Below are 26,468 nucleotides of genomic sequence, written 5' to 3' on the forward strand. Positions count from 1 at the left end.
TGACCTCTGTTCGAGATCTCTTCTACGTTGCGGAAGCTACAGAGCCGCCGACCTGAGCAGCCGGGTTTCGCGGACGCAACTGCGCAGAAAGGGATCTGGTGCCACGAAAGAACCATCGCGGGACAGCCTGCCTCGCGGCAGCGCTGGCCGGTGTCACGGCCTTCGGCGGAGTCCTCGCCTCCCCCGCGTCCGCCGCTCCCGCCGCCCGCCACGCCTCACCGCCGCCGGTCAGCGACTTCCGCGGCGTCAACTGGGCCGACCCGCGCGACAACTACGCCGACGACGCGGTCGTGCCCTCGGGCCTGTCCACGGCCGACACCTACGCCACGACGTACGCCAAGTCCCGGGCGATCGTCGGCGGGTTCGCCAAGCTGGGCGCGAACACGGTCCGGCTGCCGGTGAACCCGACCTCGGTGAACGGCCCGTTCTGGAAGTCGTACCGGGCCGCGATCGACGCCGCCACCGACAAGGGCTTCAAGGTCATCCTGGGCTACTGGGAGGCCGACAACGCCAAGGACGGCAAGATCGACGACCAGGCCTCCTGGGACCGTATGTGGGCACGGATCACCTCCGCGTACGGTCGCGACGGCAAGGTGTACTTCGAGCCGATGAACGAGCCGTTCGGCTACACCTCCGAGGAGTGGCGCGACGTGGCCGCCCGTTGGCTGGCCACCCACCGCTCGATCCCCCGCGACCGGGTCCTCATCGGCGGTTACAAGTACAGCGAGGACGTCAAGCCGATCTGCGCCGACAGCCGGCTGGACGGCACCCGGATCGCCCTGCACAACTACGGCTTCTGGCACACCGACTGGACCAGCGTCGACCAGTGGAAGGCGGACTTCAAGGAGCGCATCGGCACCTGTGCCTCGCGCACGATCCTGGACGAGTTCGGCGCCTCCATGACGACCGGTCTGGACTACAACGGCCCGGTCAACGGCTCCAACGAGGTCGCCTACATCCAGGCCGCGACCGACATCATCCGGGAGCTGCGCCTCGGCTCGGTCTACTGGCCGGGTCTGCGCAACGGTGACACGTACTCCCTCACCACCCTCCAGGGCACCGGCACCCGCCTCAGCCTGAAGGTCAACAACCAGAGCGGCCTGGACCGGCTGCACTGGGCGTGGAAGCAGAAGTAACACCCTCCCTCCGAGAGACCGGGGAGCCGCCACGACCGAGGTCGGGGCGGCTCCCCCTTTGTCTTCTTCGGGCTGCACACCGGATCGTCGGCCCACCGACCGCCCGGTTCACCGACCCGCGGGTCGATCCCCTGTCGTGCGGCCGAGGTAGGTCACCGGGCCGGGGTCCGGGACCTTGATCTCGTGGAAGCCCAGGCGGTCGTAGAAGGCGCGGGCCGGTGTGTTGCTGGTGACCATGGAGAGGTGGACTGCCGGGATGCCCCGGGTGCGCAGGGCGTGCAGGAAGGTGCGCATGAGGGCGCGGCCGTGGCCCCTGCCCTGCCAGGCGGGGAGGAGGTCGATGTGCAAGTGGGCGGGATACGGGAGGAGTTCGGGGAGGACCATGCGTTCGGGGTGGTGCAGCAGCCGGACGATCTCCGCGTCGGGCGTGGTCGTCGGGCCGACCGGCGGCGGGAAGCGCTCGCTCACCAGCGGCAGCCACTGCCCGCGGAAGGCCTCGACGAAGGCGGGGGTGTCCGCGGTGCCGAGGATGTAGCCGACCGCTCGGCCGTGGCCGTCGTCCAGGACGAAGGTCAGCTCCGGTTCCAGCCGGGCGTAGGGGGTGGCGAAGGTCGCCGGGAAGACGTCGGGGTCCGCGTAGTGGGGACGGCTGTCGCCGCCGTTGTGGGCGGTGCGGACGCAGATGTCGTGGAGGGCGTCGAGATCCTCGGGCAGGTAGGGACGGACTTCGGGGGCCGGGGTCATCGCCGCGTCCCGCGCGCCGCCGGCTGCCCGGCCCCGAACCACCGGGCGAGCGCGTCGAGCAGTTCCCGCTGGTCCTCGCCGGCCCACGCCACATGGCCGTCGGGCCGCAGGAGGACCGCGGGCGCGTCCAGGCCCTCGGCGGCGTCGACCACGTGGTCGACCCGGTCCGCCCAGCCCTCCACCGAGAGCGTGCCGCTCCGGTCGAGCAGCAGGCCGCGGCCGTCGTGCATCAGCTCGTACAGGCGCCCCCGCTTCAGGGGCAGGTCCCGCATCCGCCGGCCGAGCAGCTCGTGGCCGTCGCCGAGGTCGTAGCGGACGTCGACCCCGGTGATCATCCCGGTCACGTACCGGTTCACCTCCTCGAAGTCCATCAGCCTCGAGAGCAGTTCGCGCAGCGCGGTCGGACCCGGCTCGGACCCCAGCAGGGTGATCTGCGCGCGGGTGTTGACCAGCACGCGGGCCGCGACCGGGTGCCGTTCGGCGTGGTAGGTGTCCAACAGCCCTTCCGGCGCCCAGCCGTTGACCTCGGCGGCCAGCTTCCAGCCCAGGTTGAAGGCGTCCTGCACACCGAGGTTGAGCCCCTGGCCGCCGGTCGGCGGATGGATGTGCGCGGCGTCGCCGGCCAGCAGCACCCGGCCGACCCGGTACTGCTCGGCCTGCCGGGTGGCGTCGCCGAACCGGGAGAGCCAGCGCGGGGAGTGGACACCGAAGTCGGTGCCCGCGAAGGCGCGGAGCCGCTGCTTGAACTCGTCCAGGGTCGGTGGGGTCGTACGGTCCTCGGCCACCCCCTCGGCGGGTACGAGCACACGGTAGTGCCCGTCCCCGAGCGGGGCGAGGCCGAACCGCAGTTGGGTTCTGCGGACCTCCTCGACGACCGTGGCGATCGTCGCCGGGTCCTCGGTCGCCCCCATCTCGCCGAGCAGGGTCTCGACGGTGGCGGGCTCGCCGGGGAAGCCGACGCCGAGGAGCTTGCGCACCACGCTGCGGCCCCCGTCGCAGCCGACGAGATAGCGGGCGCGCAACCGTGTGCCGTCCGCCAGTTCGGCGGTCACACCGTCCGCGTCCTGGTCGAGGCCCACCAGTTCGCTGCCGCGCCGGATGTCGGTGCCGAGTTCCAGGGCGCGCTCCTGGAGGATGCGCTCGGTGACCGGCTGCGGGGTGGCGACCCCGTACGCGTGTGCCGTGTCCAGGCTGTCCGGCCAGGGCTTCATGATGCCGCCGAAGAGGCCGCCGACCCGGAACTTCTCGCTGACCTCGAGGAACCGCTCCAGCAGTCCTCGCTGGTCCATCACCTCGACGCTGCGCGCGTGCAGGCCCTGTCCCCGGGACTCCCCGGTCGGCTCGGTCAGCCTCTCCAGCACGACCGTGCCCACGCCGGCCAGCCGCAACTCGCTCGCCAGCATCAGCCCCGTCGGTCCGCCCCCGACGACGATCACGTCGATCATCTCAACCCCCATGTGCGCCGATTCGCCGCTGCTTCTCGCTTCGGTCGGCGATTCTGCGGCACGGGGAGGGTCTTGCCGCAAGCCCCCCGGTGCGCTATAAGTTGAGACAGGCAAGGAGGACTGGACCTCCTTGCCTTTGTCGTTCTCGTCCCCCGGTTCGCGTGACGGCCCGTCCTCCGTTCGCGTGACGGACCGGGCCGTGCCCACAATGGCGCTGTGCCGGGGACGGAGCGTGCGATGTTCTCCCGGACCGCGCGCGGCCCGGGAGCGCCGTCAGTCGCTCAGACGCCGGCGCAGGAGTTCCTTGCCGAGGTCGGCGCCCTTGCGGCTGTCGGCCTGCGCCTTGCGGAACAGCTCGACGACCTCGGTGTCCTTCTCCCGCTCCGCGTCCTCGATGTACGACTCGAGGCGCAGCGCGTTGTTCAGGCAGGCCTCGACGTACCAGATCAGGTTGTAGTCCTTGTCGGCGGTACCGGTGACGCGGCCCGTCTCGGTGGTGCTGGTCACGTTCTCCTCCTCCGTGTCGCGGACTGGGGTTCCGCGCCCGGCGGGCGCGGCTCCCGAAGCGCGGCACGGGTACCCGGGCCGTCGCCGCGTACACGGCCACGGCCCGCACGCCGTCCGGTGAGGTGTCCCGGCGTCGTCCGAGGGCACACGGCTCTCACCACCTAGCGCAGAAGGGCCGGATGACGTTGCGTACCGTCGGAGTGGAAGAGGAACTTCTCCTGGTCGACCCTGAGACCGGCGAGCCCCAGGCGAGGGCCGCGGCGGTGCTCGCGCGGGTCGCGTTGGAGGGCACGGACCAGGACGTGTTCGAGAAGGAGCTGCACGACGAGCAGGTGGAGTTCGCCACGCACCCGCAGTCCTCGATGACCGATCTGGGAGCGGAGATCGTCCGCTGCCGCAAGGACGCGGCCCGCCATGCCGAGGGGATCGGCAGCGCGGTCGCGGCGCTGGCGACGTCGCCGCTGCCGGTGAGTCCGACGATCACCATGAACAGCCGGTACCGGTGGATGGCGCGGGAGTTCGGCCTGCACACGCAGGTGCAGCTGGTCTGCGGCTGCCATGTTCATGTGTCCGTCGAGTCCGACGACGAGGGCGTGGCCGTCCTGGACCGGATGCGGCCGTGGCTCTCCGTGCTGACGGCGCTGAGCGCGAACTCCCCCTTTTGGCAGGGTCACGACAGTCGGTACGCCAGCTATCGCAGCCAGGTGTGGGACATGTGGCCGATGGCCGGGCCGACGGACGTGTTCGGCTCGGCGGAGCGGTACCACCAGTGCGTCACGGACCTGATCGCCACGGGGGTCGTACGCGACGAGGGCATGATCTACTTCGACGCGCGGCTCTCCCAGCGGTATCCGACCGTCGAGATCCGCGTCGCGGACGTCTGTCTGCACCCCGACACCGCCGTCCTCATCGCGGCCCTCGCCCGGGGGCTCGTGGAGACCGCGGCCCGGGAGTGGCGGGCCGGTGTGGAGCCGCTCGGCCACAGTGCCGGGCTGCTGCGGCTGGCCACCTGGCGGGCCGCCCGCTCCGGGCTGTCGGAGAACCTCCTGGACCCCGTCACGATGCGGCCCAAGCCTGCCCTGGACGTCGTCCGCTCACTGCTCCACCACGTCGAGGAGGCCCTCGCCGACCACGGGGACGCCGACCTGGCCCGCGACGCCGTCGCCGAGCTGACGGGGCGCGGCAACGGAGCCCGGGTGCAGCGCGAGGTGATGGCCCGGACGGGAAGCCTGCGGGAGGTCGTCGCGGCCTGCGTACGGCACACCCAGGCCTGACCCCTGCCTGGGCGCGGTGCGCGTACCGTGTCCGGCGGATCGCCGTCCGTGCACCGCGCGGGACGGCGCCCGAGGGCCCGGCAGCCGCTCCCACCTGCGGTCCGGGACCTCGTGCGCGTAGGTCGTCGGGGACGGGGTAATGCGTGCAACACATACGGCGGAACCGTCCGCCCACGTCTACGACGGTCCTGTCCTCGACCGGGACCGGAGTCGGAGGAGCCCCCACATGAGCGCGTGGAGTCCGGATCACACCGATCGGCGGCCGCCGGGACCGGCGGTGCGTTCATCGGACGGGCTGCCCGACCTCCTGCACGCCGGTATGTACGTGGTGGACGACAACGGCCTCGTCGTCGCGGTGAATCCCCGGGCCGAGGAGCTGCTCGGCCGCCCGGCCGAGGCGCTCGTCGGGCAGGACGCCCACGAGCTGCTGCACCGGGACCAGCTCGGGCACACCGTGCCGCGGGCGGCGTGCTCGATGATGCGCGCGTTCCTCAGCGGCCGCACGGGCAGCGGTGACCGGGAGTGGTTCCTGCGCGGCGACGGCACGCTGCTGCCGGTGACCTGGCTGGTCACCCCGTGCCGGCTCGACGGGACCGCGACCGGCGCGGCGGTGCTCTTCCACGAGGGCGCCCCGGAGACCGGCGTCGTGCCGGAGGGCGAGCCGTCGGCGATGTCGCAGCTGGACCGGCTGGCGCTGCTCGCCGAGACGACGACCCGGCTGAGCTCCACCCTGGACGCCGAGGAGGCGGTGGCCCGTCTGGTGCGACTGGTGGTGCCACGGCTGGCGGACTGGGCCGTCGTGGACCTGATCACCGAGAGCGACGACGTCTGGCGGACCACGGTGGCGACCCACCGCGACGGTGTGGTGGTGCGGCGCGAGGAGTTGGAGGGCCCGCTCCCGCCGGTGCACGAGGAGTCGCTGATGCCGCTGTCCCGGGCACTGCGCGGGGCGGCCTCGACCCTGGCCGGGCCGGAGACCTACCAGGGGCCGGCGGACTCGGGAATCACGGTCGCCCAGCAGAGGCTGTTCAAGGAGACGGGGCTGCGCTCGGCGGCCATCGCGCCCATCCGGGGGCCGCGCGCGGTGCTCGGCGCTCTCACCCTGGGCCTGAGCGAGCGGCCGGGTGCCTTCACCGACGCCGAGCTGTCGCTGTTGGACGACATCGCCCGCCGGGCCGGGCTGGCGTTGGAGAACGCGCGCCTGTACCAGCGCCAGCGGCACATCGCGGAGACCATGCAGCGCCATCTGCTGCCCCAGATGCCGGAGGTGCCGGGGCTGCGGATGGCCGCGCGCTACGAGTCGGCGTCGAAGTCCTCCCAGGTCGGCGGCGACTGGTACGACGCGTTCCCGCTGGCGGACGGGGCCACGGCGGTGGCCATCGGGGACGTCGTGGGACACAACATCGACGCGGCGGCCGGGATGGCGCAGGTCCGCAACATGCTGCGGGCGTACGCCTGGGCGCTGGAGGAGCCGCCGAGCGTGATCGTGGAGCGGCTGGACCGGGCCGTGGTGAACGTGACCGAGGCGTCCATGGCGACGCTGATCTTCGGCCGGGTCGAGCGCGACGACGGCACGTGGGCCCTGCGCTGGACCAACGCGGGGCATCCGCCGCCGCTGCTGATCACCCATAACGGCAGGTCCCGGTTCCTGGACGAGGAGCACGACCACCTGCTGGGCACCGGACTGACCCGGGCCCGCACCGACACGCTCACCCCGCTGCCGCCGAAGTCCACGCTGGTGCTCTACACGGACGGTCTGATCGAGTCGCCGGGGCACACCCTCGACCGGGGTCTGGCCCGGCTGCGTCAGCACGCGGCGGCCCTCGCGCACCGGCCGCTGCACGTGTTCTGCGACCTGCTGCTGGAGCGTGCCCGTCCCGTCGACAACGACGACGACGTCGCTCTGCTGGTCTTCCGCACCCCCTCCGAGGACGGTGAGGCGGGTGACCGGTAGAGCGCGGACACGGGCCGGGGGCTCCGGGAGGCCACGGTCTTCCCGAAGACCCCACACATCCCTACGCTTTCGCACGCGTAGCGGCTCTCCGCACGGGAAACACGAGCGTCGGAGAGGCACGCGCCATCGCGTCCGCCTCAAGCAGCCGAACCGGGGACGACGAGATGTCAACAGAGCCACGTAGGGACGACAAACTGCCTGCCGAGGAGATTTACGACAGCCACGCCGCCTTCGACGGAGAACTCGGCGACGTGACGGGGGCTCGTACGGCCGCGGAGGGGTTCCTGGGTGTCCTCTCGCGCACGTCGCCGCCTGCCGCTGTCGAGCACTGGGACGACATCCTGCTGGTGGTCACGGAACTGGCCGCGAACGCGGTGCAGTACGCCCCGGGGCGGTTCGAGCTGACGATGCGACGCACCCTGGACGGTGTGCATGTGACGGTGGGGGACACGAGCACGACGTCGCCCGCGCCGCGCCCCTTCCATCCCAGCAAGGGCGGCGGCGGTATCGGCTGGTATCTGATCCAGACGCTCTGCGAAGAGGTGAGCGTGGTGGTGCACGACCACGGCAAGGACGTCCACGTCTTCCTGCCCTGGTGAGGGGCCTGGGGCAGGCCCTCGGGACGGCCCCGGTGGGCCTCAGGTCAGCGGCACCAGCACGCTGATGGTCTTGCCGCCGGACGCGCGGCGCACGACGTCGACCCGGCTGGAGAGCCGGTTGATCAACGGCCATCCGTAGCCGTTGCCCTCGTGGGCACGCGGCAGCGCGCCGGGCCCGTGGAGTCCCACGGGCACGGCGGCGCTGTGGTCGCGGACGCTGAGCCGCACGCCCTCGGGGGTGAGGGCGACGTCGAACCCGGCGAGGCCGCCGCCGTGCCGGACCGCGTTGGTGACCAGTTCGGAGACGACGAGGATGAGGTCGATCATCGACTGCTCGGTCGGTGGCCCGGCCGAGGAACGCCACCGCTCCCCCACGAACGCCCGCACATGATGGCGGGCCGCCGCGGCGTTGGTGATCGCGCCCGGCGGTCCCGGCGGCCGGGCGGCGGGCCCGGCCGTGGGAGCGGTGTCGTGGTGCACGAGCGGGTGGCGTTCCATCGATGTCATGTCAGGTGCGGGGTCGACGACTCGGGACAGCTGGGTTCATCACTGTTCATGAAGCGCCGCATACCCGCTCCCGCCCGGTCCATGGCCACCGAGATCTCCCGGGAGTGTCGTCCCGGTCCCGCACAGCTCGGCGGTCGCGGTCGCCTGCGCGGCGGCGAGCTGGGCGCGCGCCGCGTCCAGGGCCCGGCGGACGTCGCGGGTGCCCGTGGACACGCACAACGTGTACGCCAGGTCCTGCGCGCGGCGAGCGCTCTGCGGGTCGCCTCGCTCGCCCTCGTGGGCGACCGACTCGTACTCCTCGACGAGCCGGCGCAGGGTCGCGGGGTGGGGCATCAGCATCTGTTTCTCTCCTGGGGGGTTGTCAGACGGAGGGCGTGGTGCGGCCGAGGGCCTCTTCGCGGACGCGCGCGCAGCTGCGGCTGATGAGGCGGGAGACGTGCATCTGGGAGATGCCGAGGCGGTCGGCGATGCGGTTCTGGGTCATGTCCTCGAAGAAGCGCATGTAGAGGATGGCCCGCTCGCGTTCGGGCAGCCGTCGCAGTCCTTCCTTCACCGACTCGCGGTCCACGACGGTGTCGTAGGCCGCGTCGGGGGCGCCGAGGGTGTCGGCGAGGCTGTAGCCGTCGTCGCCGGAGGCCATCTCGGCGTCCAGCGACAGGGCGCTGAAGCTGTCGAGCGCCTCCATCCCGGCGTGGACCTCTTCCTCCGTGAGGCCCGCGAGGGCGGCGATGTCGGCGACGGAGGGCTCGGCGGCGCCGCCGGAGGTCTGGCTGAGTTCGCGCCGCGCCACGCGCACCTTGTTGCGGAGGTCCTGCACCCGACGGGGGACGCGGAGCGTCCACATCCGGTCGCGGAAGTGCCTCTTGATCTCTCCGGTGATGGTGGGCACGGCGTAGCTCTCGAAGGCCCCCCGTTCGGGCTCGTAGCGGTCCACCGCCTTGACCAGGCCCATGGCGGCGACCTGGCGCAGGTCCTCCAGCGACTCGCCGCGGTTGCGGAAGCGGCCGGCGATGCGGTGCGCCATGGGCAGCCAGGCGCGGACCAGTTCGTCCCGGACGTGGTCGCGTTCGGGTCCCTCTTCCATCGCCGCGAGCCGGGCGAAGGCGGAGGCGGTGTCGGGGGCGTCGTCGTGCGTCCTCCTGTCGGGGGTGACGGGACGGACGGTGGTGTCTGTGGCGTGTGCGGACGCATTGACCAGCATGGGAAATCGCTCCTGAACGACGCTTTCAGGGACTTGTGACGGGGAGCGGTGGGCGGGCGCCGAGGCCCGTGCGCGGAACACCGCTTCCGCCGGGGTGCCTCCGATGCGGAGGCGTGGAACTCCGCTTGCCCCACGACCCGGTGGGCAAACAGCGGTGCGCGCATTCTCGGTGACGGATCGCCAGGCCGGGATCCGCGTCACCCGGGCCGGCGACGACTTCCGGCCAGAGTGGGGAGCGCCACGGCCCCTTTCACGATTTCGGTGGACTGAGATGCGGCTCGCGGGGCAAGCGTGGGATGGCAACAACGCTTCGGGCGAGAGGGGTGGACAGCATGGCAGCCGTGACGGCACGTACAACGGCCACGGCACGGGGGAGGGTCATGGCGGACGGGGTGGACCTGCCCCTGATCGAGGACCCGTCGCAGGTGAGGCCCAAGGACGCGCGGGAGATGTCCCGGCAGTTCTTCGACCGGCTGGCCATGCTGGAAGAAGGCACCCATACCTATCAGTACGTACGCAATACGCTCATCGAGATGAACCTCTCCCTCGTGCGGTACGCGGCCTCGCGTTTCCGCGGGCGTGAGGACTCCCTGGAGGACATCGTCCAGGTCGGGACCATCGGGCTGATCAAGGCCATCGACCGGTTCGAGCTGTCCCGGGAGGTGGAGTTCACCACGTTCGCCGTGCCGTACATCGTCGGCGAGATCAAGCGGTTCTTCCGGGACACCAGCTGGGCGGTGCACGTACCGCGGCGGCTGCAGGAGGCGCGGGTGGAGCTGGCCCGCGCGACGGACGAGCTGCAGTCCCGGCTGGGCCGGATGCCGACGACGCGTGAGCTGTCGGAGCTGATGTCGCTGTCCGAGGAGGAGGTCATCGAGGCGCGCAAGGCGTCCAACGGCTACAACACCTCCTCGCTCGACGCGGCGCTCACCTCCGACGGCGGCGAGGACGGCGACACCGTGCTGGGCGACCTCATCGGCGAGGAGGACCACGCGATGCGCCTCGTGGAGGACTTCCACTCGCTGGCGCCGCTGATCGCCGAACTCGACGACCGTGAGCGGCGGATCCTGCATCTGCGGTTCGTGGAGGAACAGACCCAGTCGCAGATCGCCGAGCAGCTCGGGGTGTCGCAGATGCATGTGTCCCGGCTGATCAGCCGCATCATCAAGCGGCTGCGCGCGGGCCTGCTGGAACCCGGAGTCGCCTGATCGGGGCCCGTGTGCCCGCACGATTCGCGGGTATGCGCACGGGCGCATCGCCGGACGATGCGTCGAATCCGTGAACCGGGGCACCCGCCCCGGTCGGCTCTCTTGGAGGCTCTCGTGTCCGTTGCCCACAACCCCCTGTCGATCAAGGTCGATCTGCCCCGCGACGACGCCGTGCTGCTCACGATCGAAGGGGAACTGGACATCGACACGGCGACCGAGCTGCAGCATCACCTGGCGAACCAGTTGCGGCACGGCCGACGGCATTTCCTGCTGGACGTGTCGGCCGTCCCCTTCATGGACTCGTCCGGTATGAACATCATCCTGCGGACGTACCAGGAGGTGCGGAAGATCCCGGGCGGTGTCTATGTGATCGCCCCGGCTCCGGCCGTGCGACGCATACTCGACCTCACCGGTGTCAGCCTCACCGTGACCACGGTGGACAGCGTGGACGAGGCGCTGGCCGCCGTGGACTCCGGGCAGGTCGCCCCGCTTCCGGACGAGCCGCCCGCGCAGGAATAGCCGTCGCCCCCAACGCGCCGACGCGCAGCGCCGCTTGGCGTCATTCGCCGACGCGGCGGCACACACCCATGGCCAATGGTTGTCGTTTGACAACTATGGCCGGAAGGCAACAGAGTGAAGGCGGGGGCCGAGAGTGTGGAAAGGGTTGGAATGAGGCTGTCGAACCGGAACCGGGTCGGCGGCGGTCAGGCGCTCCGCGCGTCCGTGGCGTCGCCCTCGTGGATCTGCGCCGCCGCGGCGTCGCAGAACGCCTCCAGCCCCTCCACCAGCGCGGTCCGCTTCGCGGCCGGCATCTGCTCCAGCACGGACCGCAGGGCGCGTTCACGTCGGACGCGCAGGTCCACGAGGTACGACCGCCCGCGCCGGCTCAGCCGCAGACACAGCTCGCGCCTGCTGGCCGCGCTGGCGTGGCGCTCGACGAAGCCCACCGCCTCCAGCCGGTCGCACAGCCGGCTGGTGGAGGGCGGCGTGGAGCCGAGGGCGTCGGCGAGCATCCGCAGGTTGATCCCGTCGTTGTGCTCCAGGATGAACAGCACGCGAAGCTGGGAGGCGGACACCGGTGCCGTCGAGGCGCGTCCCCACACGACCTCCAGCAGCTCTGCCGCCTCGGAGGTCACACGCGCCACCTCGTCCGGCCGCGGGTTGGAGGAGGAAGTCACAGGCCCACTCTTCCAGGCATCTCGAACACTGTCAGCTCTGGCAAGAATGGCGTATCCGACATCGTGAACAGATTCGTGGCAGCCGAACGAGCCCTACGTTCCGCTGCTCCGCACCACTTGGTGGACGCTCTCAGAGACGTACTGGCCGACGACTGGTCGGCCCGGGACGTCGAGCTCTACCTGGCCGACTACTCGCTCACCGCGCTCCGGCCGGCGTCCACGCGCCCGGCCCCGCCGGACTCCCTGCCCATGCACGACGGGCCGGCCGGCCGGGCGTTCGGGGCGCAGGAGCCGTACGTCGAGAAACGCGGTGACGACCGGGTGCGGCTCCATCTGCCGGTCACCGTGCGCGGTGACCGGCTGGGCGTGCTGCGGCTGACGCTGCCGTCCGCCGCGCACACCGAGGAATGCCTCGCCGAACTGACCGAGCTCGCCCAGGTGCTGGGACACGAGCTGGTCGTCGCGGAGCGCGACACCGACGTCTACCTCCGGGCACGCCGCTCCAGCCGGCTGACCCTGGCGGCGGAGATGCAGTGGCAGCTGCTGCCGGGCCGCTCCTCCACTCGCGCCGAGTACGCGCTCGGCGGCCAACTGGAGCCCGCCTACGCCATCTTCGGCGACAACTTCGACTGGTCCGCCGACGCCGACCACCTGATGCTGTACGTCACCAACGGCATGGGCGAGGGCATCGAGGCGTCCCTGCTGACCCAGCTGGGGATCAACGCGCTGCGCAACGCCCGCCGGGCCGGCGTCCCCATCTCCGAGCAGGCGGCCCTCGCCGACCAGGCCGTCCACGCCCAGTACGGCGGGGCCCAGCACCTGTCGGTGCTCCTGCTGGACCTGGATTTGGTCACCGGACACCTGCAGATCGTCGACGCGGGCTCGCCCCGGATGCTGCTGCTGCGCGACCGGAGCGTCGCCGCCGTCGAACTGGAGGCACAGCTGCCGCTGGGCATGTTCGAGGAGACCGAGTACCTCGCCCAGGAGGTGCGGCTCGAACCGGGCGACCGGCTGGTCTTCGTCAGCGACGGGGTGTACTCCGTCGCCACGCCCGGCGGGGAGGCGTACGGGGACCGGGCCCTGGCCCGGGCGATCAACGCCACCCGGCTGCTGCCCGCCGCCGACGTCCCCGGCGCGGTGCTCAGGGAGCTCTCCGGTCACCGCGGCACACCCGTGGCGGACGACGACGCGCTCGTGGTCTGTCTCGACTGGTTCGGCCGCGGGGGTGCCGGCGACCGGTCACCCCGATGAACCGACCCAGCAGTCGTTCCCCGGAGCGGGGAGGCGCCCCAGCGAGTGAGGAGACATCCGTGCCGGAACAGGACACGGCAGACCACCAGTTGACCCCGACGCAGGAGGTGGCGCGGTTCCTGCGCGACCGCCAGGAACAGATCGCCCAGCGCTGGGCCGACGCCGCGCTGTTCCGCACCGTCTTCACCCACTCCCGCGACGAGGCGGTGGAGGCGGGCCGGGCCGTGGTGGACGCGCTCGCCGCCGTGGCCGCCTCGGACAGCGTGGAGGACGCGGAGTCCGGCGGCTTCCACGTCGTCCGCGAGCAGTTGGCCCGGACGGCCGCCGCCCGGGCGCGGGCCGGCTCCACGGTCACCCAGATCTCCGCCGAGGTGGACGCCCTGCGGCCGCCCGTGACCGACCTGCTGCTGGCCGAGTTCGCCGCGGCGCCCGCGGCGCACCTGCGGGAGTGCACCACGACCCTGACGGTGCTGATGGGCACCCTGCGCCTGGTGGTGCTGGAAACGGCGCTCAATGAGGGCGAGGAGCTCATCCACCGGCAGCGGCTGCAGCTGATGGAGGTCGCCACCCCGGTGATCAAACTGTGGGAGGGCATCGTCGCCGTCCCCTTGATCGGCACGCTGGACAGCGCGCGCAGCCAGGTGGTGATGGAGCGGCTCCTCGACTCCATCGTCGAACAGCACGCCCGGTTCGCCATCCTCGACATCACCGGGGTGCCCACCGTGGACTCGCTGGTGGCGCAGCACCTGATGAAGACCGTGGCGGCGGCCCGGCTGATGGGGGCGGAGTGCATAGTCTCCGGCATCCGGCCGCCGATCGCGCAGACCATCGTCCACCTGGGCATCGACCTCAGCTCGGTGCTGACCCGCACGAGCCTCGCGGACGCCCTGGCCTACGCGCTCGGGCAGCTGGGCACGGACATCGTGTCCCGCGACGGCGCCGGTTCGGGGCCCAGGTGAACGGCGATCTCTTCGCCGCGCACGGCGGCCCGTCCGCGTACGGGGCGCCCGTCCCCGTGCTCAAGCTCGGCAGTGTGCTCCTGGTGTCGCTCCAGGGCGATCTGCACGACGGCGCGGCCGAGCAGCTCCAGCAGGACATCAGCGACACGGTCGCGCGCAGCGGCGCCACGGGGGTGGTGATCGACCTGTCCGGTGTGGAGATGGTCGACTCCTTCCTCGGCAGGGTGCTCGGCGACATCGCCGCCCAGACGAGCCTGCTCGCCGCCGGGACGGTCGTCGCCGGGATGCGTCCGGCCGTGGCGATCACGCTGGTGGAGCTGGGGCTGACCTTGCCGGGGCTGCGCACCGCGCTCAGCACCGAGGACGCGCTGCGCCTCCTCGGCGAACCGGACCCGACCTTCCCCCGCCGCGTCCACGCCCGCCAGGAGAGTCCGTGATGCAGACCGCCGGCGGCATCTCCGCCTGCCTGCCGATCCACTCGGATCTCGATCTGGTGTGGGTACGTCAGCATGTGCGGCAGGCGGCCGCCCAGCTCGGCTTCGGTCTGGTCGACCAGACCAAACTGGTCACCGCGGCCAGCGAGCTGGCCCGCAACACCCTGGTCCACGGCGGCGGGGGCCAGATGGAGTGCGAGCCGGTGGACAAGGGCGGCGCACGAGGGCTGCGGCTGACCTTCAGCGACGAGGGGCCCGGCATCGCCGACCTCGACCAGGCCCTCCTCGACGGCTACACCTCCGGCGAGGGGCTGGGGATGGGGCTGGGCGGCGCCCGGCGGCTGGTCCACGAGTTCGCGATCGACAGCCGGCCCGGCTCGGGCACCTCGGTGACGGTGACGTCCTGGCTCTCGGGTGCGCCGCGCCCGCGCGAGGAGCGGTGATGCCACGCGTCTGGGAGGTTCCGGTGCACGACTCGACCCGGGTGCGCGACGCCCGGGTGGCCGCCGAGTCGGCCGCGGCGCGGGCCGGGCTGGACGAGGACCGCACCGCCGGCTGTGCGCTGGTGGCCACCGAGCTGGCGACCAATCTGCTCAAGCACGCCGGGGGCGGGCTGATACTGCTGGAGGTCGTCTCCCGCCCCGCGCCCGACCGGGCGGACGGCGCGGCCCCCATGGTGCAGATCGTGGCGATCGACCACGGGCCGGGGGTCCGCGACGTGGCGGGCGCGCTGCGCGACGGCTACTCGACGACGTCGTCGCTCGGCGCGGGGCTCGGCACCTGTCGCCGGGTCGCCGACGACTTCGACCTGCACAGCACGGTCGGCCGGGGCACGATCGCCCTGGCCCGGCTCGGCGCCCGCCCGCCGCGCCGGGCGGGCCGGGCCCACTCCCCCGCCCCCTCCGTGCGGGCCGGAGGCGTCAACGTCCCCTTCGCCGGGGCGGAGTTCAGCGGCGACGCCTGGGCCTGGGTCCGGACGGACAGCCTCACCACCCTCATGCTGGCCGACGGCCTGGGCCACGGTCTGGCGGCGGCCCGCGCCTCCTCGGCTGCCGTGGAGCAGCTCTACCGCGCGCCCGAACTGCCTCCCGCGCAGCTGCTGCGGCGGCTGGAGGGCGCGCTGCGCGACACCCGGGGCGCGGCGGTCGCCGTCGCCCAACTCGACCTCGCCGCCGGTAGGTTGCTGTTCTCGGGGGTCGGCAACATCGGGGCGCGGCTGCGCACCGGCGCCAACTGGCAGCCGTTGCTGTCCCGGCCCGGCATAGTGGGCGCCCACCGGGCCGCCCGTCTTCCGCAGCAGGAGGTGGCCTGGGGGGACGACGGCCTGCTCGTGCTGCACAGCGACGGTCTGCCCAGCCGCTGGAGTCCTGGGCCCGCCGCCCACAGCCCCTCCCTCGACCCCGCTGTGATCGCCTCCGTGATCGTGCGCGACGCGAGCAGCCCCGCCCGGCCGGTCCGCGACGACACCACCGTCGCCGTACTGAGCCCCTCCCCGCCGGACCACCTCCCATGACCCGTACCTGGACCGTCCGTTCCGTCACCGACGCCGCCCGGGCGCGAATCGCCACCGCTCGGCTGGCCACCGCGCACGGGGTGTCGCCGACCGACCGGGCGCGGCTGGTGTCCGTGCTCTCGGCGCAGCTGCGGCAGTGCCTGACCAAGGGCGGCGCGTGGCAGCTGACGGCGCGGGCCGTCACGGCGCGGCCCGGTGGCTGCCGGTTCCTGGTCGAGGTGACGTCGGCCAACCGGCGGCCGGGCGAGTTCCGGCAGCCGTGGCGGCTGACGGTCGCCTGCTCGGAGGAGGTGCGGCTGCCGGACAGCGAGTATGTGCCCGGTGACCCGACGACGCTCGCGGAGGCCCTGTTCGGAGCCGACGAGGACGCGGCGCTGCTGCTGGAGAAGCTCGACGAGCAGGAGGCGCTGGTCGCGTTCCACCGCGAGGAGCTGCACCAGACCAACCAGGGTGTCCTCGCCCTGCACGCCGAGCTGGACGCGGCCGGGCGCGCGCAGCGCGAGCTGTTCGCCGCCGAGCAGAAGGCCCGCAGGGAGGCCGAGAACGCGCGCGGCCGGCTCACCCTCCTCGCCGACGCCAGCGCCGCGCTCACCGCGTCGCTCAACCCGGACGCGATCGTGCGGCTGCTGCCGTCCCTGCTGGTGCCCCGGTACGCCCGCAGCGCCGACGTCTGGCTGTTCGACGGGGAGGGCGAGGTGACCGGGGGCGGCCCGCGTCCTGCGGCGGCCGTCGTCGCGGCGCGCCGCGGGCGTCCCCAGTACGCGGCCGACCATCCCGGCGAGCTGCCCGGGGTCGACGACCACCCGCCGTCGGCGCTCGACCCGACCCGGCCGCTGCTGTGCGTGCCCCTGGTGACCCGGGGCGCGCCGCTGGGCGTGCTGACGCTGTCACCGCCCGACGACGAGCGGTGGGACGCCGACGACGTCTTCATGCTGATCGAGCTGGCCCGACGGGCGGGTGTCGCGCTGGAGAACGCCCGGCGTTTCGAGCACAACCGCGACATCGCCGAGACCCTGCAACGGGCCCTGCTCACCGAGCTGCCCACCACACCGGGGCTGCGGCTGGCCGCGCGTTATCTGCCGGCGACGCGGGGCCTGAACATCGGCGGCGACTGGTACGACGCCTTCCGGCAGCCCGACGGCAGTCTGATCACCGTGATCGGTGACGTCACCGGCCACGGTCTGCGCGCGGCGGTGATGATGAGCCAGCTGCGGACCGCGCTGCGCGCGTACGCGGTCGACGGCAAGACCCCGGGCCAGCTCCTCACCCATCTCCATCTGTTCCTGCACCATCTGCAGCCCGACCTCTACGCCACGGCCGTCATCGCCCGGTTCCATCCGCACGAACCCACGCTCACCTGGGCCGCCGCCGGCCATCCGCCGCCGGTGCTGCGCTCGCCCGACGGAAGTGTGCGGATCCTGGACGCCAAGCCCGGCGCGATGCTCGGCATCCCGCTGCACCAGGAGATCGCCGACCACACCGTGCCGCTGCCGCCGGGGTCCACCCTGGCGCTCTACACGGACGGGCTGGTGGAGCGGCGTGCCCTGGGCATCGACCCGGGCATCGAACAGCTGGCCACAGCGCTCGGCGGGCTCCCGTCGCGGACCCTGGACGACGACCTCCAGGAGTCCGCCGACCAGTTGCTCGCCCCCCTGCTGGACGAGGAGCACGAGGACGACGTCTGCCTGCTGCTCTGCCATGTGCACAGTGCCGCGGGGCGCGCCACGGCACACCTCAACTGAGGCTTCCGCCCAGGGTCCGCAACACCTGTTCCACCCGTGCGCGTTCCGCCGGCGGCAGAGCCGCCAGGGCGTCGCCGAGCCGTACCGACAGGTGTTCGGTGACATCCGCGAGGAACCGGTGTCCACGCTCCGTCACCACCAGGCGGACCTCACGCCGGTCGTCGAGGCGGGCGCACCGCCGCAGCAGGTCGGCCGCTTCGAGACGGTCACAGAGCCGGCTGGCGGTGGGCAGACCGACGCCGAGCCGCTCCGCCAGACCCGTCAGGTTCAGCTCTGGCACCCCGCGCACAGCACGGAGCGCCAGTATCTGTCTCGGGGACAGTCTGGGGGTGACCTCCTCCACTGCCGAGAACCAGAGCGGCACCAGGTTCTCCACCGCGTCGAGAACCTGCCGGTCGAAGTCGGCGGGGCCGGTCATGCGGGGGGCCTACCCGAAGTGCCCAGGACTACACGGCCGTTTCCGCGACCTCCGCAGCCGACCGGGCCGGCTGCCCGCCCCGTGCGCGCCGACCGGTGCCGCTACGCCTTGTAGGCCACCCCCCCGTACACGTCCGTCGGCTCCGGAGCGATGCCCGGTTCCGGACGCCACAGCGGGCAGGAGACGATGCCGGGCTCCAGCAGCTCCAGGCCCTCGTAGTAGGCGTGGAGCTGGCGGGGGCTGCGCAGGACGTAGGGGACGGCCCCGGTGTCGTCGTAGCCGTCCTGGGCGCGCTTGAGTTCGGCGTCGGTGTCCGTGCTGTCGTAGTGGACGAAGTAGCTGCCGGACGGCAGGGCGGCCTGGAGGCGGCGGACGATCTCCTTGGCCTCCTCGTAGTCCTGGATGTGGCCGAGGATGCCCATCAGCATCAGCGCCACCGGCTTGTCGAAGTCGAGGACCTTGCCGGCGGCCTCGAGGATGGTGTCCGGGTCGTGCAGATCGGCGTCGACGTAGTCGGTGACCCCTTCGGGGGTGCTGGTGAGCAGCGCCTGCGCGTGCCGCAGGACGAGCGGGTCGTTGTCGACGTAGACGATGCGGGACTCGGGGGCGACCTTCTGGGCGACCTGATGGGTGTTGTCGTAGGTCGGGAGGCCGGTGCCGATGTCGAGGAACTGGCGGATCCCGCGCTCGCGGGCCACGAAGGTGACCGTGCGGATGAGGTAGACGCGGGAGGCGCGGGCCATCGTCTCGATGTTGGGGGCGATCTCGCGGTAGGCGTCGCCCGCCTCACGGTCGACCTCGTAGTTGTCCTTGCCGCCCATCCAGTAGTTCCAGATACGGGCCGAGTGCGGCACCGTGGTGTCGATCTTCGACAGGGCTTCCTGATCGGGAGTGGGGTGGCCGTCTGCCATGGGACTCTCCTGCCTCACATCGCGTGGTCGTCGCTAACCTATCGTCAACTGCCGTTCTTCACCCCGAAGTTGGTACGAGCGAGCAGCGGGCGCACGGATGGGGCCGCCGGGCTCGCCGACATCGACGGTCAGCACGGGTACGTGCTGGGCGAGGGTGCGGAAAACCCGGGCGTAGGCGGTGGCCGCCTCCGTGACCTCGGGCGTGGTCAGGTGGAGCATCGCTCCGTCGCGTTCGGCCACGGCGTCGGCCAGGTCCAGTACCTGGATCCAGGTGACCCGGGAGCGGCCCCGGCGCAGCGGGCCGTGGACGAGTTCCGCGATGAGGTTGCCGTCGACGGCCAGGCGTCCGGGCCCTGCGAGGAGTTCGCGGCAGGGCAGGGCGGGATCCAGGTGGTGCAGGGCGGACGGCAGCCGCCGGACCTCGAACCCGAGGTGCGCCAGCTCGGCGACGAGGCGGGCGCGGCCGCGTCCTTCGTGCCCCTCGACGATCAGGGTCCGATACCGGCTGAGAGCGGAGGCGGGGGCGGGGGACGGTGTCATCCCTTCCCTTCGGGGGCTACGCGGCGGGTGTCGGCCTCCCGGAACCGGCACCGGGCCCGGAGGGTGCCCCCAGTCTGGGCGGGGCCGGGAGGCGACGGGAGTGCGCGCGGGGGTTGTCCGGTTGTGCGGGCGTAGTGGTCCGCGCGGCGCCTGCCGGTCGGCCGGGAAAAGCAGGGGCGCAGCCCCGCTTTTCAGGGGCGCGGGGAACTGCGCGAGAAGCCCCCACGCACCCGCACCCGCCGACGCACCCGAACCCCCGAGCCCTCAGGCGATCAGGAAGTCGGCCTGGCCGGACTTGGCGCCCTCCAGGAACGCCACCATCTCCTCCCGCGAGTACACGAGCGCCGGCCCCTCCGGATCGGTGGACTGCCGGAACGCGACCCGGCCGTCGGGCAGCCGCTTGGCCTCCACACAGGAACCGCCGTTCGTACCGCTCCACGGCTTGCGCCAGCCCTCCGCGCCGAGTTCGGGAGCGGGCATGCCGCTGTGGACGGAGCCGTCGGGTGTCCTTGCCATGTGTCACAACTCCTTGCGTAGTGCCGCCAGGATGTCCCTGGTCCGAGCCACCGGTTCCGCCTGCACGGACATCCGGTCCAGGACCTCCAGATAGGTCACGACGTCCGCGGGCTGGTCGACGTACTGGGCGCCCGCGAGACCCTCGGTGTAGACGATGTCGGGGAGTTCGGAGAACCCGAACCGGAAGTAGTGGAAGGGGCCGTACGCCCCGGGGTGGGGCCCGGCCGCGAACCGCATGATCTGGATCCTGACCTTGGGCCGTTCCGTCGCCTCGACGAGCCGGTCGATCTGCTCCCGCATCACCTCGGGTCCGCCCACGGGGCGGCGCAGCACGGTCTCGTCGAGGATGGCCCAGATGGCGGGCGCCTCGGGTTTGACCAGCAGGTCCTGGCGTCTCAGGCGCAGGGCGACATGCCGTTCGACCTCCTCGGGGCTCGCGTTGGGGAAGCCGACCCGGATGAGGGCGGCCGCGTAGTCGTGGGTCTGCAACAGGCCTGGTACGTACTGGGGTTCGTAGAGCCGGATGACGGCGGCTTCGCTCTCCAGGCTCACGTACGCGCTGAACCACTCGGGCAGCACGTCGCGGAACTTGTGCCACCAGCCGGGCTGGTTGGCCTCGCGGGCGAGGGAGAGGAAGTCCTCGATCTCGGTACTGGAGACCCCGTAGGTGCGCAGCAACTCCTTCACGTAGGGGATGCGGAGGCCGACCTCGGCCTTCTCCATACGGCGGACCGTCAGGGCGGTGACCTCGATGGCGCGGGCCGCGTCGTCGAACGAGACCCCGGCCCGCTCCCGGAGCTGGCGGAGCCGTTTGCCGAGGACCATGCGCAGGACCGTGGGTGCCGCAGGAGCACTCCCTCCTGAGCGGGTCTCACTCACGTGCAACCTCCCAAGGCGGGATTCACAGCGTGCAGTGTGCCACGCGATCCGTTGACACGGACAGGTCCGCGCGGTTCATTCTGAAATTATCAGAACGCAGGTTGCGGGCTGAGTCGTTCGGCCACCATAGTGATCGAGTGACCTACCGCACACGCTGTGCAAGGTCCCTCGAACTCCTCCGGCCCGCCCAGGAGTTGGCGCCACGGCGGGCAGGGGTCAAGCCACGCGCCGACACGATGCGACACCTGGATGGCCGCCGTGACGAACGGATTACCAAGGAGCCCGGTGAAAGGGGCCGGCGGGCCCAACAAGCCGCTGGCTACAGCCCTGAAGGAGGCGGGCTGCTCGTACGCGTCCCTCGCCCTGCGGGTCAACGAACTGGGCCGCTGTCAGGGCGCGGAGACCAACTACGACAAGGCCTCCGTCACCCGCTGGCTCCAGGGCCAGCAACCACGCGGGAACACACCGGAGTTGATCGCCGCGGTCCTCGGCGAACGGCTGGGCCGGGCGCTCACTCCGGCCGACCTCGGTTTTCCGCTCGACCGCGGACGACCGGTGACGGGACGGGCACTGATGTACGTCGAGAACGTGGCGGAGAGCCTGCACACCCTGGCCGAGCTGGGCTCCACCGACATCGCGCGGCGCAGTCTGCTCGGTGCGGTGCCGTTCGTGCCGGGTGCCCTGACGAACCCCCAACGGGCCTGGCTGCTGTGGCTGGTGGAGAGCCGCGACGCGCCCCGCCTCGCGCCGGTGTCGGGCGGCGGGCCGGTGGAGCAGGTGCACGCGATGCTCCGCATGTTCGACGAGATGGACAACCACTACGGGGGCGGTGGGATCCGCACGAGCATCGTGCAGTACCTCACCACCGAGGTGATCCCCCTGCTCCAGCAGCGCGGTGTCACCCCGCAGCACCGCCGCGAGCTGTTCGCCGCCGCGGCCCGGCTGGCCGCCATGGCGGGGTGGAGCTCGTACGACGCCGGGGAGTACGGCCTGGCCCAGCGGTACATGACGCAGGGGCTCAGGCTCTGCGCGGAGGGCCGCGACCATGTGCTCGGCGGGCAGATCCTGGCGGGCCTCTCGCATCTGGCGACCAGCCTGGGCCGCCCCGACGAGGGTGTGGCGCTGGCCCGGGCCGGGGTCGCCACCGCCAAGGACTCGGGCAGCCCCCTCGGTCTGATGCGGCTGCACGCCATGTCCGCGCGCGGCCACGCGGCGCTGGGCCGGCCCCGCGAGACCGCCGAGGCGCTGCGCGCCGCCGAGAAACAGCTCGACGCGAGCCGGGGCGCAGCCGAGGAGTCGCCCTGGGTGCGGTTCCTGGACCACCACTACCTCCAGGCCGAGTCCGCGCTCTGCTTCCGTGACCTGGGGCTCGCCGCGCAGGCCGAGCACACCGCGAGCGCGTCGGTACGCGCCCACGCCGACCGCCGCCGTCGCCAGGCCATCAGCCGTTCCGTGCTCGCGACGGCCCATCTCCAGCAGAACCGCCTCGACGAGGCCGTCGCCACGGCCACGGACGCGCTCGAAGCGCTCAGCGGTGTGCACAGCGAACGGTCCATCCAGGCCCTGCGCGACTTCCGGGGCCGGCTGTCGTCCCGCCGCCACGAGCCCCTGGTACAGGACTTCGAACGCCGGTCGCGGATGGTGCTGGGGGCGGCCGCCTGAGGTGGGAGCGTCACGGCGGGTCTCCGCCTCAGTAGCCGTCCGGCGAGGGCGCGTTCTGGGCCCGGTCCACCGGCAGGTGGGCGCCGGAGACGCCGGTCGCCCAGTCGGAGAGCAGGAACACCACCGTGCGGGCCACCTCGTGCGGGGTGACGGGCGCACCGGTCGGCAGCTCCGCCCCGACGAACGCCTCGTACGCCCGGGGATCCTCCCGGCGCATGCGGTCCCAGCGGCGGCCCGGGATCAGCATCGAACCGGGCGAGACGGTGTTGACGCGGATCTGGTCGGGGCCCAACTCGCGGGCCAGGGTGGCGGCCAGCTGGATCAGGGCGCTCTTCGCGACCCCGTACTGGGCGGGCGGGCCCGGCTTCCAGCCCGAGACCGAGCCGATCAGCACGACCGAACCGCCGCCGGACGCGCGCAGGTGCGGCAGCGCGGCGCGGACGAGACGGGTGGCGTGCCCGACGTTGAGTTCCCAGGTGGCCGCCCAGTCGGCGCCGTCCGCCTGCTCGAACGCGTCGCCGCCCCGGGAACCGCCGACACACGCGACGAGCCCGTCGAGACCGCGCGTGCGGCCCGACGGGACGAAACGTTTCGCCGCAGCAGTGACGAAGTCCTCCAGCCGTCCGGGCTCGGTGACGTCGAGCGCGTCGGTGAACAGCCTGGCCCGGTCCTCCGCCGTCAAGGAGTCGCTCAATGCCGTCAGTCCCGCCGTCCGGCGAGCACAGGTCGCCACCTCGGCCCCCTCGGCGAGCAGGAGCCGTACGACGCCCTCGCCCAGCCCCCGGGTGCCCCCGGTGACCACCACCCTTTTGCCCCACATACCGGGCCACCCGGCGGGGACGTACCGCTCCCGCGAGGACGGGATCCCGTCGACGTTCACCATGGTGGGGAACCTACACAGCGGGCGCCACTACCCGCCCGCAACTGCACAACCCCTCCACCACCTGGCGTTTTGTGTGCCCGGTGCTGTTGTCTTCGACAACAGCACCCCCGGGAAAACCACCTTCGAGGATGTGGAGGAACTCGATGACGGCGGTCAGTGTCGGCAGGTCCCGCCGACGGAACCCAGCCGCGCCAGCGCACGACCCCGGGTGGAGCGTCCACGACGCCCCGTCCGGCGGGGCGGGGCGACCCGCGGGCACGGTGAGGCTGCCTTGATCTCCGTCGAGAGGTCCCGCCTCTTCCGGATGGCGGTACCCGCGCACCCGTCGTGCGCCGCCGGTGTACGGCGCACGGTGGCGGCGCACCTCGCCCGCTGGGAGCTCTCCGCGATCGTCGACGACGCGGTCCTCGCCACCGACGAGCTCTTCGCCAACGCGGTCCGGCACGCGAGCGCCGATCCCGCCGACACGATCGCCGTGGTCCTCGAGCACTCCGGGTGCGAACTGCGCGTCACGCTCGCCGACCCCTCGCCCGTGCCGCCCCGGCCCCGCACGGTGACCCCGTCCGCCGAGTCCGGGCGGGGGCTGTCCATCGTCTCCGCGCTGGCCGACGACTGGGGCACCGAGCCGCCGGAGCCGGGTGACACGGGCAAGAGGGTGTGGTTCTCGCTCGCCGTGCGGGAGCCGGTATGAGGGGCGCACCGGCCATGGAACCCACGTCGGAACCCGCGCCCGGCACCGGGCCGCCCCGCGAGCGGGTGCTCGCCGCCGAGCTGATCCGCCGTGCCGAGGACGTACGGCGGCTGGCCCGGGAGGCCCGGTCCGCGCCCACCGCCGGGGCCCGGGACCGTATCGCCGCGTGCCACGCCGGCAACGGCGACGCGCTGCGGGCGATCGTCGCCCGCCACGGCTGGCCCACCGCCGAGGCGGTCGGCGAACCCGCCTCGACGGCGGCCCTCACGCTCCTGCTGCACTCCCCCGACCTCGGCTTCCAGCTCACCTGCCGCGATCTGATCGCCGAGGCCGTTGCGGACGGGCGCTGCCCGGCGGTGCACCACGCCTACATCGCCGACCACTGCGCCGTCGCCCTGAACCAGCCCCAGTTCTACGGCACCCGCATCGACCCCGGCACCCTCTTCCCGTACCCCATCCGCCACCCCGAGTCCGTCGACGAACGCCGCCACGACGTGGGCCTCGGCCCCCTGACCGACCACCTGCGAGCGGTGCGCCTCGACCTGGGGGCGAGCGGAGGACTGTGAACGACGGTGTGCGTCCGCCGGGGAGTCGCCACCGAAGGCGGAAGAGCGCACGGCCGAGGGCCACGAGCCACGGGCCAAACCTCCCGCCCTGGATATTGGATCGCCCCCCGCCCCGTGATCGCGTTACCGTCGCCCGATGCCCGATCTACGAACCGAACGCCTCCTCCTGCGCGACTGGCGGGAGTCGGACCTGGCGCCCTGGGCGGCCATGAACGCCGACCCGGAAGTCCGCGCACACTTCCCTGGGGTCCTCACCCGGGAGCAGAGTGACACGTCAGTCGCCCGCTTCCAGGCCGACCTCGACCGGCGGGGCTGGGGGTGGTGGGCCCTGGAGGTGCGGTCCACCGGGCGGTTCGTCGGTTTCGCCGGGCTGGATCCGGTGGAGGACGACATGCCGTTCTCCGGGGTGGAGGCCGGCTGGCGGCTCGCGCGTACGGCGTGGGGCCACGGCTACGCGACCGAGGCCGGGCGGGCCGTCCTGGACTTCGGCTTCGAGCAGCTCCGGCTCCCCGAGATCCTCGCGGTGACCATGGCCGGCAACGTGCGCTCCCAGGCCGTGATGCGCCGCCTCGGCATGACCCGGAACCCGAGTGAGGACTTCGAGGACCGGACCATGCCGGAGGGGTCACCGCGCCGCGGCGTGGTGTTCCGGGTGACGCCCGATCAGCTCGCCGCCCAGCCCGCGTAGAACAGCCCCAGGCCGGCGATCACGCAGATGCCCTGGATGGTCCAGAAGCGGACCACGACCAGGACCTCGGACCAGCCCTTGAGTTCGAAATGGTGCTGGAGCGGGGCCATCCGGAAGACGCGCTTTCCGGTCAGCTTGAACGAGCCGACCTGGATGACCACCGACATGGTGATCAGGACGAACAGCCCGCCGAGGACGGCGAGGAGCAGTTCGGTGCGCGAGCAGATGGCGAGGCCGGCGAGGGCACCGCCGAGGGCCAGGGACCCGGTGTCACCCATGAAGATCTTGGCCGGCGAGGTGTTCCACCAGAGGAACCCGAAGCAGGCGCCCATCAGCGCGGCCGCGACGACGGCGAGGTCGAGCGGGTCGCGCACCTCTATGCAGGAGGCGGGGTCGGTGAGTTCGAGGGCGTTGGCGCACGAGTTCTGGAACTGCCACAGGCCGATGAAGGTGTAACCGCCGAAGACCATGACCGACGCGCCGGTGGCGAGCCCGTCCAGACCGTCGGTCAGGTTCACCCCGTTCGACATGGCCAGGATCATGAACAGGGCCCATACGACGAACAGCACCGGACCGATGGTCCAGCCGAAGTCGGTGACGAACGACACCTTCAGGGAGGCCGGCGTCTGGCCCCGGTCGTCCGCGAACCGGATGGCGAGCAGCGCGAACACGATGCCGACGATCAGCTGGCCGGCCATCTTGGCTCCGGCCCGCAGCCCGAGCGACCGCCGCTTCACGATCTTGATGTAGTCGTCCAGGAACCCGACCACACCCATGCCCGCCATGAGGAACAGCACCAGGAAACCGGGGTAGGTCGGGCTCTCACCGGTGATGACCTTGGTCGCGGCGTAGGCGACCAGCGTGGCCAGGATGAAGGCGATGCCGCCCATGGTGGGCGTACCGCGCTTGCCGGCGTGGCCGCGCGGGCCGTCGTCGCGGATGAACTGGCCGTACCCCTTTCGGGCCAGCAGCTTGATCAGCAGCGGTGTGCCGATCAGCGTCAGGAACAGACCGATGGCTCCGGCGTACAGGATCTGGTTCATCGGGCGGTGGTCTCCCCCT

30 protein-coding genes are annotated in these 26,468 nt (G+C 72.1%); 16 read left to right on the forward strand and 14 right to left on the reverse strand.

Annotation, left to right across the window (positions count from 1 at the left end; translation table 11 throughout):
- Positions 1 to 98: 98 nt before the first annotated feature.
- Positions 99 to 1,136 carry a glycoside hydrolase family 5 protein gene (locus L3078_RS02050; RefSeq protein WP_239750232.1) on the forward strand — a complete coding sequence of 346 codons (1,038 nt, stop codon included), beginning with the start codon at positions 99 to 101 and terminating at the stop codon, positions 1,134 to 1,136.
- Positions 1,137 to 1,244: 108 nt separating this feature from the next.
- Here L3078_RS02050 and L3078_RS02055 read toward each other — a convergent pair whose 3' ends face one another.
- The 3 genes from L3078_RS02055 to L3078_RS02065 all read right to left on the reverse strand — a co-directional run bounded on the left by L3078_RS02055 (position 1,245) and on the right by L3078_RS02065 (position 3,832).
- Positions 1,245 to 1,880, reverse strand: coding sequence for a GNAT family N-acetyltransferase (locus tag L3078_RS02055; RefSeq protein ID WP_239750233.1), 636 nt, complete (start codon positions 1,878 to 1,880; stop codon positions 1,245 to 1,247).
- The gene (gene rox / locus L3078_RS02060; RefSeq protein ID WP_239750234.1) at positions 1,877 to 3,325 is read right to left on the reverse strand and encodes a rifampin monooxygenase; all 1,449 of its coding nucleotides are present in this window, start codon (positions 3,323 to 3,325) and stop codon (positions 1,877 to 1,879) included. Before rox ends, L3078_RS02055 begins: the two co-directional genes overlap by 4 nt.
- 273 nt (positions 3,326 to 3,598) lie before the next feature.
- The gene (locus tag L3078_RS02065) at positions 3,599 to 3,832 is read right to left on the reverse strand and encodes a hypothetical protein (protein ID WP_086799978.1); all 234 of its coding nucleotides are present in this window, start codon (positions 3,830 to 3,832) and stop codon (positions 3,599 to 3,601) included.
- A gap of 185 nt (positions 3,833 to 4,017) precedes the next feature.
- Here L3078_RS02065 and L3078_RS02070 point away from each other — a divergent pair, with 185 nt between their 5' ends.
- From L3078_RS02070 to L3078_RS02080, 3 genes are all read left to right on the forward strand, one after another.
- Positions 4,018 to 5,106 (forward strand): glutamate--cysteine ligase 2, encoded by a 1,089-nt coding sequence (locus L3078_RS02070; protein ID WP_239760174.1) that lies wholly within the window; start codon positions 4,018 to 4,020, stop codon positions 5,104 to 5,106.
- A gap of 226 nt (positions 5,107 to 5,332) precedes the next feature.
- On the forward strand, positions 5,333 to 7,060 hold the full coding sequence (locus L3078_RS02075) for a SpoIIE family protein phosphatase (protein ID WP_239750235.1): 1,728 nt from the start codon (positions 5,333 to 5,335) through the stop codon (positions 7,058 to 7,060).
- A 164-nt stretch (positions 7,061 to 7,224) separates the two neighbouring features.
- The gene (locus tag L3078_RS02080; RefSeq protein WP_239750236.1) at positions 7,225 to 7,659 is read left to right on the forward strand and encodes an ATP-binding protein; all 435 of its coding nucleotides are present in this window, start codon (positions 7,225 to 7,227) and stop codon (positions 7,657 to 7,659) included.
- Between the two features lie 39 nt (positions 7,660 to 7,698).
- Here the strand turns inward: L3078_RS02080 and L3078_RS02085 are convergent, their stop codons facing one another.
- From L3078_RS02085 to L3078_RS02095, 3 genes are read right to left on the reverse strand one after another with little or no spacing between them, the layout of a single operon-like run.
- Positions 7,699 to 8,157, reverse strand: coding sequence for an ATP-binding protein (locus L3078_RS02085; protein ID WP_239750238.1), 459 nt, complete (start codon positions 8,155 to 8,157; stop codon positions 7,699 to 7,701).
- 48 nt (positions 8,158 to 8,205) lie between these two features.
- On the reverse strand, positions 8,206 to 8,505 hold the full coding sequence (locus tag L3078_RS02090) for a DUF5133 domain-containing protein (protein ID WP_239750240.1): 300 nt from the start codon (positions 8,503 to 8,505) through the stop codon (positions 8,206 to 8,208).
- A 22-nt stretch (positions 8,506 to 8,527) separates the two neighbouring features.
- A complete protein-coding gene (locus L3078_RS02095; protein ID WP_239750241.1) occupies positions 8,528 to 9,367 on the reverse strand; it encodes a SigB/SigF/SigG family RNA polymerase sigma factor in 840 nt (279 codons plus the stop codon).
- Positions 9,368 to 9,747: 380 nt separating this feature from the next.
- On the opposite strand from L3078_RS02095, the gene L3078_RS02100 reads away from it, so the two are divergent.
- Positions 9,748 to 10,575 carry an RNA polymerase sigma factor SigF gene (locus L3078_RS02100; protein ID WP_239760175.1) on the forward strand — a complete coding sequence of 276 codons (828 nt, stop codon included), beginning with the start codon at positions 9,748 to 9,750 and terminating at the stop codon, positions 10,573 to 10,575.
- A gap of 114 nt (positions 10,576 to 10,689) precedes the next feature.
- Complete coding sequence (locus tag L3078_RS02105) at positions 10,690 to 11,094, forward strand: STAS domain-containing protein (protein WP_239750242.1); 405 nt, start codon at positions 10,690 to 10,692, stop codon at positions 11,092 to 11,094.
- 185 nt (positions 11,095 to 11,279) lie between these two features.
- Here L3078_RS02105 and L3078_RS02110 read toward each other — a convergent pair whose 3' ends face one another.
- Positions 11,280 to 11,711 (reverse strand): MarR family winged helix-turn-helix transcriptional regulator, encoded by a 432-nt coding sequence (locus L3078_RS02110; RefSeq protein ID WP_239750243.1) that lies wholly within the window; start codon positions 11,709 to 11,711, stop codon positions 11,280 to 11,282.
- Between the two features lie 105 nt (positions 11,712 to 11,816).
- Here L3078_RS02110 and L3078_RS02115 point away from each other — a divergent pair, with 105 nt between their 5' ends.
- From L3078_RS02115 to L3078_RS02140, 6 genes are read left to right on the forward strand one after another with little or no spacing between them, the layout of a single operon-like run.
- Entirely contained in the window at positions 11,817 to 13,004 is a 1,188-nt protein-coding gene (locus L3078_RS02115; protein WP_239750244.1) for a PP2C family protein-serine/threonine phosphatase, read from the forward strand.
- Positions 13,005 to 13,063: 59 nt separating this feature from the next.
- Entirely contained in the window at positions 13,064 to 13,963 is a 900-nt protein-coding gene (locus L3078_RS02120) for an STAS domain-containing protein (protein ID WP_239750245.1), read from the forward strand.
- The gene (locus L3078_RS02125; RefSeq protein ID WP_239750247.1) at positions 13,960 to 14,400 is read left to right on the forward strand and encodes an STAS domain-containing protein; all 441 of its coding nucleotides are present in this window, start codon (positions 13,960 to 13,962) and stop codon (positions 14,398 to 14,400) included. The genes L3078_RS02120 and L3078_RS02125 overlap by 4 nt, the downstream gene beginning before the upstream one ends.
- Entirely contained in the window at positions 14,400 to 14,840 is a 441-nt protein-coding gene (locus tag L3078_RS02130) for an anti-sigma regulatory factor (RefSeq protein WP_239760176.1), read from the forward strand. The genes L3078_RS02125 and L3078_RS02130 overlap by 1 nt, the downstream gene beginning before the upstream one ends.
- The gene (locus L3078_RS02135; protein WP_239750249.1) at positions 14,840 to 15,910 is read left to right on the forward strand and encodes an ATP-binding SpoIIE family protein phosphatase; all 1,071 of its coding nucleotides are present in this window, start codon (positions 14,840 to 14,842) and stop codon (positions 15,908 to 15,910) included. Before L3078_RS02130 ends, L3078_RS02135 begins: the two co-directional genes overlap by 1 nt.
- Complete coding sequence (locus L3078_RS02140; protein WP_239750251.1) at positions 15,907 to 17,652, forward strand: PP2C family protein-serine/threonine phosphatase; 1,746 nt, start codon at positions 15,907 to 15,909, stop codon at positions 17,650 to 17,652. Before L3078_RS02135 ends, L3078_RS02140 begins: the two co-directional genes overlap by 4 nt.
- Here L3078_RS02140 and L3078_RS02145 read toward each other — a convergent pair.
- From L3078_RS02145 to L3078_RS02165, 5 genes are all read right to left on the reverse strand, one after another.
- Positions 17,645 to 18,070, reverse strand: coding sequence for a MarR family winged helix-turn-helix transcriptional regulator (locus tag L3078_RS02145; RefSeq protein WP_239750253.1), 426 nt, complete (start codon positions 18,068 to 18,070; stop codon positions 17,645 to 17,647). The genes L3078_RS02140 and L3078_RS02145 overlap by 8 nt on opposite strands.
- A gap of 101 nt (positions 18,071 to 18,171) precedes the next feature.
- Positions 18,172 to 18,981 carry an SAM-dependent methyltransferase gene (locus tag L3078_RS02150; protein ID WP_239750254.1) on the reverse strand — a complete coding sequence of 270 codons (810 nt, stop codon included), beginning with the start codon at positions 18,979 to 18,981 and terminating at the stop codon, positions 18,172 to 18,174.
- A gap of 33 nt (positions 18,982 to 19,014) precedes the next feature.
- Positions 19,015 to 19,521 (reverse strand): hypothetical protein, encoded by a 507-nt coding sequence (locus L3078_RS02155; RefSeq protein WP_239750255.1) that lies wholly within the window; start codon positions 19,519 to 19,521, stop codon positions 19,015 to 19,017.
- A 264-nt stretch (positions 19,522 to 19,785) separates the two neighbouring features.
- Positions 19,786 to 20,037, reverse strand: a complete 252-nt coding sequence (locus L3078_RS02160; protein ID WP_239750256.1) for a DUF397 domain-containing protein — start codon at positions 20,035 to 20,037, stop codon at positions 19,786 to 19,788.
- A gap of 3 nt (positions 20,038 to 20,040) precedes the next feature.
- Positions 20,041 to 20,862 carry a helix-turn-helix domain-containing protein gene (locus tag L3078_RS02165; protein ID WP_239760177.1) on the reverse strand — a complete coding sequence of 274 codons (822 nt, stop codon included), beginning with the start codon at positions 20,860 to 20,862 and terminating at the stop codon, positions 20,041 to 20,043.
- A 303-nt stretch (positions 20,863 to 21,165) separates the two neighbouring features.
- Here L3078_RS02165 and L3078_RS02170 point away from each other — a divergent pair, with 303 nt between their 5' ends.
- Positions 21,166 to 22,578: an NsdA family TPR-like regulatory protein gene (locus L3078_RS02170; RefSeq protein WP_239750257.1), complete on the forward strand. Its 1,413-nt coding sequence runs from the start codon at positions 21,166 to 21,168 to the stop codon at positions 22,576 to 22,578.
- Between the two features lie 28 nt (positions 22,579 to 22,606).
- Here L3078_RS02170 and L3078_RS02175 read toward each other — a convergent pair whose 3' ends face one another.
- Entirely contained in the window at positions 22,607 to 23,461 is an 855-nt protein-coding gene (locus L3078_RS02175; RefSeq protein ID WP_239750258.1) for an SDR family NAD(P)-dependent oxidoreductase, read from the reverse strand.
- A 271-nt stretch (positions 23,462 to 23,732) separates the two neighbouring features.
- On the opposite strand from L3078_RS02175, the gene L3078_RS02180 reads away from it, so the two are divergent.
- From L3078_RS02180 to L3078_RS02190, 3 genes are all read left to right on the forward strand, one after another.
- A complete protein-coding gene (locus L3078_RS02180) occupies positions 23,733 to 24,152 on the forward strand; it encodes an ATP-binding protein (protein WP_239750259.1) in 420 nt (139 codons plus the stop codon).
- A gap of 14 nt (positions 24,153 to 24,166) precedes the next feature.
- Positions 24,167 to 24,718, forward strand: a complete 552-nt coding sequence (locus L3078_RS02185; RefSeq protein ID WP_239750260.1) for a DUF6624 domain-containing protein — start codon at positions 24,167 to 24,169, stop codon at positions 24,716 to 24,718.
- A 136-nt stretch (positions 24,719 to 24,854) separates the two neighbouring features.
- A complete protein-coding gene (locus L3078_RS02190) occupies positions 24,855 to 25,406 on the forward strand; it encodes a GNAT family N-acetyltransferase (protein ID WP_239750263.1) in 552 nt (183 codons plus the stop codon).
- On the opposite strand, the gene mraY is transcribed toward L3078_RS02190, so the two are convergent.
- A complete protein-coding gene (gene mraY / locus L3078_RS02195; protein WP_033526147.1) occupies positions 25,382 to 26,449 on the reverse strand; it encodes a phospho-N-acetylmuramoyl-pentapeptide-transferase in 1,068 nt (355 codons plus the stop codon). The genes L3078_RS02190 and mraY overlap by 25 nt on opposite strands.
- Between the last annotated feature and the right edge of the window lie 19 nt (positions 26,450 to 26,468).

The organism is Streptomyces deccanensis, assembly GCF_022385335.1.
Lineage (GTDB): Bacteria > Actinomycetota > Actinomycetes > Streptomycetales > Streptomycetaceae > Streptomyces > Streptomyces deccanensis.